Source organism: uncultured Shewanella sp., from assembly GCF_947501665.1.
Lineage (GTDB): Bacteria > Pseudomonadota > Gammaproteobacteria > Enterobacterales > Shewanellaceae > Shewanella.
The window spans coordinates 65,646-80,147 of record NZ_CANMWS010000030.1; the positions used below are offsets into that span (position 1 = coordinate 65,646).

The 14,502-nt window shown below is 40.1% G+C and carries 13 protein-coding genes; 9 read left to right on the forward strand and 4 right to left on the reverse strand.

The annotated features are described in order from the left end of the window. Position 1 precedes the first annotated feature (1 nt). The 5 genes from ihfA to Q0976_RS19970 all read left to right on the forward strand — a co-directional run bounded on the left by ihfA (position 2) and on the right by Q0976_RS19970 (position 4,352). The gene (gene ihfA, locus Q0976_RS19950) at positions 2–298 is read left to right on the forward strand and encodes an integration host factor subunit alpha (RefSeq protein WP_248941556.1); all 297 of its coding nucleotides are present in this window, start codon (positions 2–4) and stop codon (positions 296–298) included. Positions 299–536: 238 nt separating this feature from the next. Continuing rightward, entirely contained in the window at positions 537–1,472 is a 936-nt protein-coding gene (gene lpxM / locus Q0976_RS19955) for a lauroyl-Kdo(2)-lipid IV(A) myristoyltransferase (protein WP_299495662.1), read from the forward strand. Between the two features lie 99 nt (positions 1,473–1,571). Continuing rightward, on the forward strand, positions 1,572–2,273 hold the full coding sequence (locus Q0976_RS19960; protein ID WP_299495663.1) for a pseudouridine synthase: 702 nt from the start codon (positions 1,572–1,574) through the stop codon (positions 2,271–2,273). Between the two features lie 321 nt (positions 2,274–2,594). Next, entirely contained in the window at positions 2,595–3,605 is a 1,011-nt protein-coding gene (locus Q0976_RS19965) for a PIN-like domain-containing protein (protein WP_299495664.1), read from the forward strand. Between the two features lie 414 nt (positions 3,606–4,019). Beyond that, the gene (locus tag Q0976_RS19970) at positions 4,020–4,352 is read left to right on the forward strand and encodes a calcium-binding protein (protein ID WP_299495665.1); all 333 of its coding nucleotides are present in this window, start codon (positions 4,020–4,022) and stop codon (positions 4,350–4,352) included. A gap of 206 nt (positions 4,353–4,558) precedes the next feature. Here Q0976_RS19970 and Q0976_RS19975 read toward each other — a convergent pair whose 3' ends face one another. Both Q0976_RS19975 and Q0976_RS19980 read right to left on the reverse strand, forming a co-directional pair. After that, complete coding sequence (locus Q0976_RS19975; protein ID WP_299495666.1) at positions 4,559–5,116, reverse strand: hypothetical protein; 558 nt, start codon at positions 5,114–5,116, stop codon at positions 4,559–4,561. After that, positions 5,116–5,340: a hypothetical protein gene (locus Q0976_RS19980; RefSeq protein WP_299495667.1), complete on the reverse strand. Its 225-nt coding sequence runs from the start codon at positions 5,338–5,340 to the stop codon at positions 5,116–5,118. Before Q0976_RS19980 ends, Q0976_RS19975 begins: the two co-directional genes overlap by 1 nt. A 1,344-nt stretch (positions 5,341–6,684) precedes the next feature. On the opposite strand from Q0976_RS19980, the gene Q0976_RS19985 reads away from it, so the two are divergent. Beyond that, a complete protein-coding gene (locus Q0976_RS19985) occupies positions 6,685–8,046 on the forward strand; it encodes an anion permease (RefSeq protein ID WP_299495668.1) in 1,362 nt (453 codons plus the stop codon). Next, a complete protein-coding gene (locus tag Q0976_RS19990; RefSeq protein WP_299495669.1) occupies positions 8,043–9,038 on the forward strand; it encodes an ABC transporter substrate binding protein in 996 nt (331 codons plus the stop codon). Before Q0976_RS19985 ends, Q0976_RS19990 begins: the two co-directional genes overlap by 4 nt. A 282-nt stretch (positions 9,039–9,320) precedes the next feature. On the opposite strand, the gene Q0976_RS19995 is transcribed toward Q0976_RS19990, so the two are convergent. Further along, positions 9,321–10,480 (reverse strand): IS3 family transposase gene (locus Q0976_RS19995; RefSeq protein ID WP_299495670.1). Its coding sequence is split into 2 segments (ribosomal slippage): positions 9,321–10,231 and positions 10,231–10,480, totalling 1,161 coding nucleotides; the frame shifts between segments, so codons are not numbered across the junction. Between the two features lie 97 nt (positions 10,481–10,577). Between Q0976_RS19995 and Q0976_RS20000 the strand changes: the two genes are divergently transcribed. Continuing rightward, positions 10,578–11,069 (forward strand): hypothetical protein, encoded by a 492-nt coding sequence (locus Q0976_RS20000; RefSeq protein ID WP_299495672.1) that lies wholly within the window; start codon positions 10,578–10,580, stop codon positions 11,067–11,069. 211 nt (positions 11,070–11,280) lie between these two features. Here the strand turns inward: Q0976_RS20000 and Q0976_RS20005 are convergent, their stop codons facing one another. Beyond that, positions 11,281–12,297: a hypothetical protein gene (locus Q0976_RS20005; protein ID WP_299495674.1), complete on the reverse strand. Its 1,017-nt coding sequence runs from the start codon at positions 12,295–12,297 to the stop codon at positions 11,281–11,283. A 1,195-nt stretch (positions 12,298–13,492) separates the two neighbouring features. Here Q0976_RS20005 and Q0976_RS20010 point away from each other — a divergent pair. Further along, positions 13,493–14,302 carry a PhzF family phenazine biosynthesis protein gene (locus tag Q0976_RS20010; protein ID WP_299495676.1) on the forward strand — a complete coding sequence of 270 codons (810 nt, stop codon included), beginning with the start codon at positions 13,493–13,495 and terminating at the stop codon, positions 14,300–14,302. Positions 14,303–14,502 lie beyond the last annotated feature (200 nt).

Genomic DNA, 14,502 nt, shown 5'->3' on the forward strand with positions numbered 1-14,502 from the left:
TATGGCACTTACCAAAGCCGAAATGGCAGAACATCTTTTTGAAACGCTCGGTCTCAATAAGAGGGTGGCTAAAGAGATGGTAGAGATGTTTTTCGAAGAGATTCGTCAGGCGCTCGAAAGTGGTGAGCAGGTCAAGTTATCTGGCTTTGGCAACTTTGACCTAAGGGATAAGAATCAAAGACCGGGAAGGAACCCGAAAACTGGCGAAGATATTCCTATCTCGGCACGTCGTGTTGTGACGTTCCGACCTGGACAAAAGCTAAAAAGTCGAGTTGAAGAGGCTAACGCAAAGAAGTAATTGCGTGCTAGCAGTATGTAAAGGCCACTCTCCTGAGTGGCTTTTTCATTATTGTGGTAGGATAACGTCTTTCTCATTGCAGTGTTTTGTACTCAATGAGTCAGAGGATTAATATGTGGCTTCCTATTCGATTGAATGTGAAGCCGCACTTTTCATTGTATTTGTCACTGCATTTTTATTTTACACAGAAGAATCGGTCTGATGTTGTCAATCTGGATCAGATATAGAGGTTGAAGTCTTGTCTACACATGCTAACTATTTTGATCGTCGCTTTCCTTTAAGCTTATTGCATCCTAAGTTTTGGCTGACTTGGTTGGGTATTGCGATTTTGCTTGTTTTTTCTTTATTACCAGCCTGTGTGCGGGATCCCATTGCTAGAGTGTTAGCCAAGTTAGTGATGAAAATCGCCACTAAGCCCATTAAGGTGGCGCGAGCCAACTTAACGCTCTGCTTTCCTGAATACTCCTCCCAAGATATCGATGGGCTTATTACCCGTAACGTGGAAAATTTTGCCATGATCTTGTTAGGGCAAGCTGAACTTCTGCTTCGCTCTAAAGCTCATTTAAGGCAACGAGTCACCCTTTCGGGCCTTGAACATGTGCACCAAGCACGGGCAGACAAACAGCCGATTATTTTTATTATGCCCCATGTGTGGGGCATTGATTATGCCGGATTGAGACTCAATCTGGAATTGCCTATGGTGACCATGGCTAAAGCGCACCGTAATGACTTATTTAACTGGTTTAATAATCGTATGCGCAGTACCCATGGTGGGGGCGTTTATATGCGAGAAGCGGGTATTCGCGCGCTGCTGAGCGAGCTAAAGCAAGATAACAGCTTCTTTTATTTGCCCGATGAAGATTTAGGCCGTGATAAGAGTCTTTTTGCGCCCTTTTTAGGCACCACTAAAGCGACTTTACCTGTAGTCGGACGGCTCGCTAAAGCCGGTAATGCACAAGTGATGCCAATACAAATAGGCTATAACCAACAAACAAGACAATTTGACTTAACCGTTTTGCCGGCCATTGAACCCAGTACCATGCAAGGTAAAGAAAACGAAGCGCTTGCCCTCAACAAAGCGGTGGAGCAAGTCATTTTGGCTTACCCTGAGCAATACATGTGGTTTTTAAAAGTGTTAAAGACGCGGCCAGAAGGTGAGCCTGAGATTTATTAAGGTGTTTTGGTGATTCTTAACGCGTCCTTTTGAGCCTACTCAGCAATACTGGGCGCGTTCGTATCGAGTATAACAAGGCTGTGGTATTTGGGGTAATGGATGCGTCTGGATAAGTTTGTGTGTAAAAGTACGCTATTGTCACGGGGACAAGCAAGGGCAGTCATTGCGGCAGGGGAAGTGAGTGTTAACACTGAGGCCGTGCGAGATGAGTCCAAACAAGTCCATGAGAATAATCACATAGTGTTTAATGGACAGGTGTTAGTCCCGCGGCCTTTTCGTTATTTATTATTTCATAAACCCAGCAATACCCTCAGCTCTAATGTGGATGGCGATCACCCCTCCATCTTTAATCACATTGCTATCGATAATCCCGAGGAACTGCATATTGTGGGTCGCTTGGATGCAGACACCACAGGCTTAGTGCTAATCACCGATGATGGCCGCTGGTCATTTGACATTATTCGCCCGCAAAAGCAGTGCGCGAAAATTTATCGAGTCAGTTTACGGGATCCCATTAAAACCGATGTCATTGAGTGTTTTTTGCAAGGTATTCAACTTCAAGGTGAGTCTTCACTGACCTTGTCCGCTTCAGTTGCTGTCGTCAACGACAAAGAAGTGCTACTGACCCTCACCGAAGGGCGCTATCATCAAGTGAAGCGTATGTTCGCCGCGGTGGGTAATCGGGTGCAGGCGCTGCACCGTGAGCAAATAGGCACCGTGTGCTTGGATGTGCCAGTGGGAGAGTGGCGCTATTTGACCTTTGATGAAATAGTCAGTTTTCGACCTTCTAATAAAGGTTAGGTATTTTTTATTGATTAAGCGTCGCTTAATGGAAGAACGTGAGTGCCCACTCACACTGGGGGTGTAATCACTCACTTTATTTGTATAAAGTTATCTGGTTTGAATTGTTCATATTCATTTTGGTGAATTGCTGCCGCAGGCTTCTGTGCAGATACCTCTGTAGCACGCTATAAACTCATCCCTGAGCGCTCTACGACTTCATCCCTGAAGTCGAAGGCGTACAGCTGCATCTACACGAGATGTTAAAAACAAAGAATAAAGCACAGCCGTGTGTTTCTTTGAATTATGTGTTGTGTCTAATATTGTTACCTATATTCTGAATTGAGTGGACTAGAAAAACACCATTTTAGTGTTGTCAGTGAAGATCAGGTTAGAGTTAAGTTAGATGCTTTATTTGATGGGAGAATAGGGGAAAAACCAGCCGATCAGAAAGCCATAGATGCTCTTGAAAAAAAAGCCGAACTCCGATTTAAAAATAAAGTCCCACCAGGCTATATGGATGATGACAAAGAGAAATCAGATGAGCCTGTATTTTCATATGGCAACCTGACATACCAGAGAAAATATAGCGATTATATTGTTTGGTCACAAATGCTTACTCACGCTAGTCAAAGCAATCTTTCTGACCTGATATTTATTACAGATGATGATAAAGAGGATTGGTGGCTAAAGGTAAAACAAAATGGAGATAAAACAATATCCCCAAGACCGGAGCTGATAGGTGAGATGACGGAGCAGGCTGATGTTCAACGGTTCCACATGTATAGTTCAGAAGGATTTCTAAAGTACGCCAATAAAATATTAAGTGTGGGTGTTTCAAGTGAGGCGATAGAAGAAGTAAGGGATGTTGCTAGAGTGCGCTATCGTGAACGTAATCACCATAACATGGGTCGTTCAGCCGAGAAGGTGGTCTATGATTGGTTGTCCGAACAATATGGAGAGGAGTGCTTAGTGAATCTTAGTCATGCTCCAGTAGATATTATTGCAAAGTTTGATGGAAAGACTGTGGCTTTTGAGGTTAAAGTCGTTCGTCATCCTCGCTTCTCTGAAAGATTATATGGGTCAATATACGAAGCTCACTATTTTGCCGACAAAAATGAGATTGATGAATTAGTGTTTGTATTAGTTACTTTTGATGTGGATCATGTGGAAAGTATTAAGAAGGTTTTGGAGAGAAGATTAGTGGAATTTCCGCCGATAGACATTCTTATTGGGGTAGCTGAATTAGATGAAGAAACAGGGATGATTACTGATTTTACTCCTTATGATAAATTCCGAATAAGGGAGAATAATCAGGACATATATGGACGCTCCCGTAGAGTCAATACATAAGTTTCTCTGCTAAGACTTTTTGTCTTGGTATGTGAATGTTGTTATCTCTTAGTATGATATTGTTTGATTGACTCGTTTTGCTTTAAGCGATAGTGCTGACAACCGTTGAAAATAGGAAAGGCGGGCTTAACAAGCTTATGCTTGCGCCCCTAATGCCTAGGATTAAATAGATTGGCGAACCAATACAACCAATAAAAAATAAACACCCAGACGGATTGCTAACGTTAAGTCATACCTTTGCCTTTGGTGGGCTTATGTTGGTTTTTCAGAAAATAGCTAAGCTATAACTTTATTAACTGCAATAAGATGTTAAAGTGATTTTGAAATTTATAGTCCAAAGATCAGCAAGCGTTTGGTAGTACTAGCTCGCACTACTATGATTGCTTTTTTTAATTAATATTGTGGATGGTAATAATGAGAGCAGAAGTAGAAGAGCGCATTCAGATGGAGATTATAGTGGATTGCTATGATACAGAAGAAGCTGCTATGGGGTGGTATTGCTATCTTGAAAATAACCTTGAATTTCCATTTTATGCAACAAGTACTAAAGATAAATCAAAACTGACTATCGTAGGGTTAGCTGATACTTCAGAATGTTATAGTCACATGTATGTTTTAGTCGATTTTGACGGTAATGATGAATTACTGTTCCCTCTAGAAAATATTGAGCCATTAAGTACAAGCAATAATGCTTCCCAAGCTATAGAAGATTGGAAATATTGGTTAAGGAAAGGGTACTGTTTTTAAAAACTTAGATTTTCAGAATAATCAACACACATGGACCTTTCCTTACTTTGACGGCAAAACAAGAGGTAACTCATTTATTAAAGAGCAATATTCAGTGCTATCATTCAGTGCATTGAAGAGGTGAATATTGCTCATTCATTGACTATATCGTTAGAGGATAAATTATCAGGCGCCAAATGATTAGGCGATAAATATCAGACAATAAGTTAGTAGTATTTATCACACTCATAAACGGATGTAGACTGATAGTTATTGCGGGGTTGACTCACATTCGTATAACGCGTGCCGAGGGTATTTGGACCGCTATTAATGGACTGATTTGCTACAGCACAGGCATCGTCATCACTGTCATTTTCACAGAAATCATCGTAATAAAGGCCGTTCATTGCACCCACAATCACACCATTGCCTTCTTGGCCACATTGCCATTGAGGAGCGGCTAGGTGCTCCCAATAGCTGCGATCACCAAACAATAGCCGCATCATGTCGTCTTCATACAAACCTACCCAGTTAAAGGTCCACATAAAGATTGAATTGATATTCTCCATATGCTGGATATCGCCGCTGATGGAGTCAAAACCGTTGTTATCGGCGATTAAGCCAAAAGTCCCTATCAAGGGACCGCCTACAGACAAACCACACTGAATACCCCACTGGGCACATTTAGCATTGGCTGCCTCTGTATCAGCATTATCGTCAACATCGATAATCAGTAGGTTTTCATCGTGACCCCCTAATTGCCATCGCCATCGTGGTACGCGCATCACGTCTCAGTACACGTCTTTTTTGCAGGTACGTCATCACGGTGAGTAATATCAATTTCAATGGCATTAATCCCCATATCATTATTTGCCGCATTCAGCGCTGAAATACTGTTAACACGATGGGCAAATACCCATGCCGCTTCTGATGCAACTGCACTTGGGGTAAAAAATGAGTGACTCAGTGCACTCGCAGAGATAAGCAAATCTGTTATTAATTTATTCATTTTATTATATATTTCCATAAATAGACTTAAAGCTTGAGCATGAAAAGTGCCGGTATATATGTATGGCGAGGTAACTGCTCTCCATATCGACATTATTCTTGTCTAACTCTGTCTATATACCTGTGATGCTTGAAGAGGCTTGTTTTCAAAGCCTGTAAAAGTGCCTAATTTAAGGCGCGTTATTGCAGAAATGCTTACTGTCTCTTTAAGTAATACAACGTCGATGCAGGTGCTTTAACCGACTCACAAACGACTGGTTTAAAAGGCATTATTGAACATTAGCTTAGAATCACTAGGCTCTCTGTTCAGCTGACCATCAAGGTCGTTCATTCACATCCATGTGATCACAACATTTGTTCACCCTTAAACATTAGATGATGGAAATGTCATTTATGCAGAAGCAATGAATGACCTTGTCTAAAAAGCTTTTAATGCCAGCTGAATCGAGCACTTTCCAGTATCACGGGTATAAGCAGCCGTTTAAGATCAAGGTTACGCAGTTTATTGATTTTTGTGTAATGTATCAAGATAGTAACGTTGGTGCTTCTTATATATTAAAATATGTAGTGCGTTTTTAGAAGATAGACAAAACAACAAAGACATGTATGGACGCAGCCGTTGAGCTAAACCTGTTTTGACTTTTGTTAAAGCCAAAAAAGCTAGCCAAGGTCGTCATAGGCTATGGATGGATTATTAATCATTACCTCCAGTTTCCTACTGATTTAGCTATATTTACTGACTTTATTTTGGTCATTGGTCTCGATGTTGGCGATTGATTTTGCTCAAACTCGCTCAAAGCGGTTGTACTGACATCGCTTTATAACAAAGAGGTGGGCTATCTATCTTTATCATCTCAGTGATCCCTGATGCCTAATATTGCTACCTACATTCTAGAGTGAGTGGTTTTTGCTTCTTCTTGTCAGATTGACGCATTGATTTTAACGAACGTCAGCCATTTAGATGGAAAATCAAAATTAAAAGCAAAGTCAAAATCTCATGTGTTGCTTTGATTTTGGTTCATTTAAATAACCTCAGAGCTGGTTTACGCAACAGCGGAACGCACTTGTTTCCTCATTGCGATAAAGAAGAAGTCAATGTGACCAAATATCAAACAAAGTATATTTTAGACATTACGAAAAGGACGTTTATACTACTTATACTCGGTGGTGTTTTATCATCATGATATTTGTCTTGGTGGTGGGATTATTCGTTGAGGGTTGTCGTTTGAGTTATTGTAAATTCTATGAGGAAGTTTAACGGTAACATTTAGAACTATTTTGGTTTATGAAAAAGTCAATCTCACTTGATCTGTCCATCAACAAATGCCTTGGCTGGTTGCTTGTAATGGTAGCCTTTCCGCTTGGTTCTAAGCTTGCGCCACTCTATAATCTTGATTGGTCACAGCAGCAATTTGCCACTATTTTTGTTGCCGCACTGATGATGTGGGTATTTCGCTTGCTCCCCGACTTCATTCCCGCTCTATTTGTGATTCTGTCAACTTTACTGCTTAGCCTAACACCACAAAATGTGGCTTTGTCTGGCTTTACCTCAGGCAGTTTCTTTTTAGCACTCAGTGTATTTGGCCTGGGTGTGCTGGTAATAAACTCTGGCATTTTCTATCGTTTTTCTTTGCTGGCACTAAAACACTTACCTAAAAAAACCATTGTGTTGCAAGTCATCGCTTTTGTAATTGGCATTTTACTCACTAGCTTTATGACTGGCAAGAATAGTCGCATTACACTGATGTCCTATTTGATTCAAGAAATCTCGCAAGCTGCTGGTTATAAGAAAAAAAACTCTGCTATCGAAAGCATTGCAGCGTGTGGTTTTTTTGGTGTATCTATTCTTTCTGTTATTTTTATGACAGGAAAATTCAATAACTTAGTGCTGTATGGCATGTTGCCCACTAATACTAAATTACAGTTTAATTGGCTGTATTGGTTATATTGCGCATCCATTCCCGCACTGGTATTAATCCTTGGTTTTTTGATCATGCGCATGCTGTTATTTCGTTCTACTCAAAACCCACAAACATCAACAGAAAAGATCGCTCATGATTTAGCTGAACTTGGCAAAACCACAATCTCTGAATGGGCAGCACTGTTAGCAATCATGGCCTTGATGGTTGGCTTGATGACATCGTCTATCAGTGATCTTGCCCCTGCATGGATCAGTTTGAGCATTTTTTATATTGTGCTGTGTATGGGCTTTGTTTCTCGCGACGCATTTAAAACCCAGATTAATTGGCCATTATTGTTTTATCTAGGATTTATGATCAGCATCACGAGTATTATGCAATATTTAAAGATTGATGTTTTATTAAGCACACATCTGAATTGGCTAAGTGTTTTTGCTGATAAAAATTTATTGTTATTTTTCACCATGGTGTATTTTGCAGGCATATTAGGCAATTTTATTCTTGGCTCAGGCATCACGCCACCGCTATTATTTATGTTATTGCTGCCAATTATCGGTCAGGCAAACTTTAGTCCATGGGTATTAATATTTGTCTTATTAATGTCAACCGAGTCGTGGTTGTTCCCTTATCAGGCCAGTTTTTATCGTAATTTTGAAGATGAAATGAAACGCACTAATTTAATTCGCTTTAATAAAATCTTTATCATCAACACCACCTTTATTTTTATACGTCTCGTCGCCATACTGGCGGGCATCTTGTTCTGGCATAAATTAGGACTGCTCGTATGATTAAGAACAAAATTGATTTACTGCCTTTAATTTTTCTAGTGATACTGTTTGTATATTTTGCGTATAGCAATGCCAGCAAACCCAGAGTACTGATTGTTCAAAGCCATACTACAACCACGTCAAAATCAAGTGCTGAAATTGATAAGGTCATACGTCAAGCCTTTAATGAAAAAGCTTGGATTAGCACCCGCTGGGTCTATCTCGGCCAAAGAAATAAGCGCTTATTGTGGTCTGTAAAACAGGCCAATAATATTGTTAAACGCTGGAAACCAACGCTTATTATTGCTGTTGGTGAAAAAGCGCAGCGTAGCATTGCTAAAAATTATCTTAACGACCCTAAAATCAAGCTTATCTTCGCCGGCATCCGCGGTGTTGATGAGAGCAAACAATATGGCACAGCAACCAATGCGACAGGCATCGTTGAAGCCACACCGTTTGTTATTGCTAAACAAATTTATGGTGAGCTTTTTCCTCACAAAAAGCGTGTGGTGGTGATTACCGATAGCAGTGCTGAATCAAAAAGTATGCTCGCCTCATTCAAAAAAATTAACTGGTCGCCTTTTAATATTATCGCTATCAAAATCCTTACTAATGCCAAACAATGGCAAGACACGATTAAGCAAGCACAAACAACAGCTGATTTGATTTTTGTGTTACGTTATTATGATTTAGAAAGTAGCGATAATGCCAAACCAATCATCACTTGGGCAATCAATAATAGCCGCATCCCCATGGTCGGTTTTAGTGGTGGTTTTGTTGATGACGGCGGGGCGATCTCCATTGGCACCAATCACGGAGAACAAGGCAAATTAGCGGTAAAACTGGCCTTACAAATTATTGAAAATAGCAGTGCTGCGTTACCGCCAGTTAATACCCACACCCAAATGCAACCTTATATCCGTGAGAGTGTCTTTAAGCAATTTTTCCCTAATGCTCCATTGCCAAAAATGCTGGTCGATTTTGCCAAAGCACAGAACACTTACTACCCCTAATTATTCCTAATTGTATAATGTTGAACGCCCTCATTATGTACAAGTGCATTAGTTCGAGGTGCTCCTATAAATTGTCTAGTCCTGAGCCAACCAAATTTTTTATCGCTTTAGTTATCGCCCATGGTTTTTGGCGCATAAACCTACCATTATTACAATGAGGGCACTTATACCCCAACTTTTCTGAATCGAGATACTTTTTCCGATGATTGACGATATCAATGTCAACTATCTTGCATTGTATAATGACAGAACAACTAAGACACCCATAGTTATTTGTACAGGTCAACCCAAATTGGACACTTTTAGTTGAGAATATTCAAACTCTACAGGTGACAGATCGCCATTAGCAGAATGAAGCCGCTCTAAGTTGTAGTATTTCATATAGTCAGCCACCTCTCTCTTCATAGACTCTCTTGTTGGTTGATTAACTTTTAAAATCCAATCGTGTTTCAAGCTACCAAAGAAACGCTCGACGACTGCATTATCCCAACATGCGCCCACATCCCCCATACTGGCACGGATCTCATAACTCGATAACAGCTTGCCAAATTGCTTACTGGTGTATTGTGAGCCTCTGTCACTGTGAAATACCAAGCCTTTAGGCGGTTGCCGAAGGTTATCAGCTTTCATTAATGCCTTAGAAATCAAGTCTGTCGTCATGCGTTTATCTATGTGCCATCCCACTATACGACGTGAATATAAATCCATCACTACAGATAAATACATCCAGCCTTCACCCGTCTTCAGATAAGTCACGTCACCCGCCCAAACTTGATTAGCAGAAATTGGATTAAAGTTCATGTTTAGCAGGTTATCTGCAACGCTATCATTGTGTTTTCGCTTTGTTGTCACCTTATAAGCTTGGCGTTGAGTCACCTTGAGTCGTAAACGTCGCATGATTTTACGGACTAAATAACGGCCAACTTGATAACCTTCTTTGCGTAATCGCTTCACCATTTCACGGTTCCCTAGACTGCCTCGACTTTTCTTAAATAAATGCCGAACACGGCGATAAAGCATCAACGTATCAAGGTTTATCACCTTCGCAGGGCGTTTATACCAATCGTAATAGCCAGATTTACTGACACTCATCACACGGCATAACAGCGCTACAGGAAATTGATTAGCGTGTTTTTTAACAAACTGAAATTTTACTTCATTTTTTTCGCAAAGAAGGCGCTTGCCTTTTTTAGGATCTCTTTCTCCATGCGCAATTCTTTGTTTTCTTTACGCAATCGTTTTAGTTCATCACGCTCAGATTCTTCTAAAGTCAATCCTTGTTGCTTGGATTCATATTTTTCTTTCCAGGTATAAAGCAGACTTGTACCCACGCCAAGTGACTTGGCAGCATCTGCAGCACTGTAACCTTGCTCTAGCACCATCAAGACTGCTTCATCTTTAAATGCTTGCGGATAACTTTTATGCGATTTCTTCAAACTCATATAGACCTCTTAATTTATTAACGATACTGTCTCAAAATTAAGTGTCAGATGGAATTAGACCAGAACAATAACGAGTGTTAGTAATTTAGAGGGAACTATGATTAAAAAATTCTTTTTATTATTTGCTTTAATTTTTTCAGCAAACCTGTTGGCGAATGATGCCAAACATTACGAGGCTGCTTTGGCTGTTATTTCAATTCCACAAGGTGAAAAACTTGAGGAAATGGTTCAAGGTGTTGTCGAACAACAAATTAATGCAAATTACTCCATCAAACCAGTGCGAAAAGCTTATGAAACATTTTACAGAGAAATATTTCAATCTGAGGAATTTATTCACGGTCTAGCCGACATTCAGATGACATTGTTTTCGTACGAAGAACTTTTAGAAATAAAAAAAATGATGGCTTTACCTATTTACGCAAAATATGAAGAACTCATGCCAAGTTTTATCACAAAAAATATGCAACTCGCTCAGCAAATCATTATGGCTAATGAAGCGCGCTTTGAGGCACTTCTTGAAGCGGAGCATAAAAGAATTGAAGAGCTTCAATTATTAGACGAACAAATGAACTTAACTGGAGCAGAGTAAAATATCCAATCGGTAGTTAACCTGATGAACGTAGATGCTTTTTCCGTATATCACGCATAATCATCAGCGAAAGGAAAGGAAAGCAGGTTATTGCTTCCTTTTCCTCTTTTCTATTAAGCAATATTCAGCTCATCGAAGAGGCGAATATTGCTAATCAAGTCTCTATATTTTCAGACGACAAATTATCAGGCGAAAATGATTAGACGATAAATTAGTAATACTTATCACACTCATAAACGGATGTAGACTGATAGTTATTGCGGGGTTGACTCACATTCGTATAACGCGTGCCGAGGGTATTTGGACCGCTATTAATGGACTGATTTGCTACAGCACAGGCATCGTCATCACTGTCATTTTCACAGAAATCATTGTAATAAAGGCCGTTCATTGCCCCCACAATCACACCATTGCCTTCTTGGCCACATTGCCACTGAGGAGCGGCTAGGTGCTCCCAATAGCTGCGATCACCAAACAATAGCCGCATCATGTCGTCTTCATACAAACCTACCCAGTTAAAGGTCCACATAAAGATTGAATTAATATTCTCCATATGCTGAATATCGCCGCTGATGGAGTCAAAATCGTTGTTATCGGCGATTAAGCCAAAAGTCCCTATCAAGGGACCACCTACAGATAAACCACACTGAATACCCCACTGGGCACATTTAGCATTGGCTGCCTCTGTATCAGCATTATCGTCAACATCGATAATCAGTAGGTTTTCATCGTGACCCCCTAATTGCTCTAGGTTTTGCTCAATAGCGGTAACGTATGGCGTATTTAACTCTGTTGCAGGATAAATACCCCAAAATTTACGCATGCTGCCATCGCCTTCACCCACAGAGGTTTTTACCGTTTGTCTAATATCGGCATAATCTGCATCGGTTTTAGTGGTTGATTTAATATCAAACCAAACTGCTGCGATTTGCATACTTAGCTCAGCTGCGTTTAAAATCTCAGATAAATTGACTGCAACCTCATCGCCATCGTGGTACGCGCACCACGTTTCAGTACACGTCTTTTTTGCAGGTACGTCATCACGGTGAGTAATATCAATTTCAATGGCATTAATCCCCATATCATTATTTGCCGCATTCAGCGCTGAAATACTGTTAACACGATGGGCAAATACCCATGCCGCTTCTGATGCAACTGCACTTGGGGTAAAAAATGAGTGACTCAGTGCACTAGCAGAGATAAGCAAACCTGTTATTAATTTATTCATTTTATTATATATTTCCATAAATAGACTTAAAGCTTGAGCATGAAAAGTGCCGGTATATATGTATGGCGAGGTAACTGCTCTTCATATCGACATTATTCTTGTCTAACTCTGTCTATATACCTGTGATGCTTGAAGAGGCTTGTTTTCAAAGCCTGTAAAAGTGCCTAATTTAAGGCGCATTTCTTGCCTTTTAAAGTAATGCAACTTCGATGCAGGTGCTTTAACAGACTCCCAAAGGGCTGACTCTTATTAGTAAAGAGGAAAGTCTTTTATACTGCATTATTGAACATTAGCTTAGGATCAGTAGGCTCTTTGTTCAGCTAACCATCATGGTCGTTCATTCACATCCATGTGATCACAACATTTATTCATCTTTAAACATTAGATGATGGAAATGTCATTTATGCAGGAGCAATTAATGATCTTGTCTAAAAAGCTTTTCATTCCAGCTGAATTGGGCACTTTCCAGTATCACGGGTATAAGCAGTCGTTTAAGATCAAGGTTACGCAGTTTATTGACTTTTGTGTAATGTATCAAGATAGTAATGTAGGTGTTTCTTATGTATTAAAATTTGTAGTGCATTTTTAGAAGGTATACAAAAGAACAAAGGCATGTAAGGACGCTGCCGTTGAGCTAAATCTGGTTTGACTTTTTTGAAAGCCAAAAAAGCTAGCCAAGATCGTCATAGGTTATGGATGGGTTATTAACAATTACCTCCAGCTTCCTATTGATTTAGCTATATGTATTGACTTTATTTTGGGCATTGGTCTTGATGTTGGCGATTGATTTTGCTCAAACTCACTCAAAGCGGTTGTACTGACATCGCTTTATAACAAAAAGAAAATAACCGAAGAGCACAGTCACTCATTGTTAAATTCCTTATAAGTAGAAAATATTCAATATATGCGTATGCTAAGGCTTTTTGTCCTTGCTATTTTATGTTCGAGTCAATTAGCATTTGTCTTTTAGTAGGAATAGGAAGAAGTTTATTTGTCTTTGCAAAAATCTTCCCAAAAGAGGAACATTATCAAAAACCTTATACATCGAAGGTTTTTGAAAGCTATCAAGAATGGCTTGTTGTCCCAGTCGGTATTGTCAAAATGTGTAGCTGTATAGCAAGCAAAGGCCGCATCGCGCTGCGGGCATGATGCGTTAACGAGCGCCGCGGATTTGTGTGTTAAATTTGGAGAACGAATGGATTTACAAGTGTATCAGGTTGATTCGTTTACAACGGAAGCATTCAAAGGGAATCCAGCTGGCGTTTGTATAACGACAAATGGTTTAAGTGAGAGCTTAATGCTTTCAATTGCCGAAGAAATGGCAGTATCTGAAACCGCATTTTTATCGCTTTCTGACATGCGATTAAGGTGGTTTACGCCTAAGGCTGAGGTGAAACTGTGTGGTCATGGAACTCTTGCTGTCGCTCATGTTCTTAAGGAAAGTGGGCAAGTAAAGTCAGGTGATAGCGTTAACTTTGAAACACTGTCAGGAAGGTTAACGGCATTCATCAATGGATCTACAGTCGAATTGGATTTTCCATCGCCAGTCATTGAATTTTACGTTCCTCAATCTCAAGATCTGTTGGACCATTTAGGGATAGAAGCAAGTAAGGTGATCTCCTTTGGTCACTTTGATACTAAGGTGTTTATCGACGTTGATAATGAAGAAATACTAAAGAAGCTTCAGCCCAACTTTGAGGCAATGAAGCAAACGAATGGTCGTGGTGTTCTGGTTACCGCAAGATCAAATAGTCATGAATTGGACTTTGTTTCTAGGTACTTTGCGCCTTGGGTCGGCGTAAATGAAGATCCTGTTACAGGTTCAGCACATTGCGCTTTAACTGTTTATTGGTCAGAAAAACTGGGTAAGTTAAAACTTAAAGGTTATCAAGCATCCGAACGCGGAGGATATATTGCTACTGAGCTTTTATCTAACGGGCGTACTAAGTTGATAGGTTCTGCGGTAACAGTCATTAAAGGGGTTATGCAGGTACCAGTCGTATAAAATCAATTTAAGCCGATCCTCAACGTTTGGCATTCTCGGTTTAAGTCTGCTCTAGCTTGTTTTGAGTGGAGATAAATTGCCTAGATCTTAATAGGCCTTGTTGATAAAAGTGAGTATTTCATTTGGCGGATTCAACTCGCAAGTGCAATACTCCCCTATGCAGCCTGTCGTAGTTCCTCTAATACGACTTTAGGCTGCTT

Coding starts and splice junctions, on each gene's coding strand:
- ihfA (WP_248941556.1), top strand. CDS start 2: ATGGCACTTACCAAAGCCGAAATGGCAGAACATCTTTTTGAAACGCTC.
- Q0976_RS19960 (WP_299495663.1), top strand. CDS start 1,572: ATGCGTCTGGATAAGTTTGTGTGTAAAAGTACGCTATTGTCACGGGGA.
- Q0976_RS19970 (WP_299495665.1), top strand. CDS start 4,020: ATGAGAGCAGAAGTAGAAGAGCGCATTCAGATGGAGATTATAGTGGAT.
- Q0976_RS19975 (WP_299495666.1), bottom strand. CDS start 5,116: ATGCGCGTACCACGATGGCGATGGCAATTAGGGGGTCACGATGAAAAC.
- Q0976_RS19980 (WP_299495667.1), bottom strand. CDS start 5,340: ATGAATAAATTAATAACAGATTTGCTTATCTCTGCGAGTGCACTGAGT.
- Q0976_RS19985 (WP_299495668.1), top strand. CDS start 6,685: ATGGTAGCCTTTCCGCTTGGTTCTAAGCTTGCGCCACTCTATAATCTT.
- Q0976_RS19990 (WP_299495669.1), top strand. CDS start 8,043: ATGATTAAGAACAAAATTGATTTACTGCCTTTAATTTTTCTAGTGATA.
- Q0976_RS20000 (WP_299495672.1), top strand. CDS start 10,578: ATGATTAAAAAATTCTTTTTATTATTTGCTTTAATTTTTTCAGCAAAC.
- Q0976_RS20005 (WP_299495674.1), bottom strand. CDS start 12,297: ATGAATAAATTAATAACAGGTTTGCTTATCTCTGCTAGTGCACTGAGT.
- Q0976_RS20010 (WP_299495676.1), top strand. CDS start 13,493: ATGGATTTACAAGTGTATCAGGTTGATTCGTTTACAACGGAAGCATTC.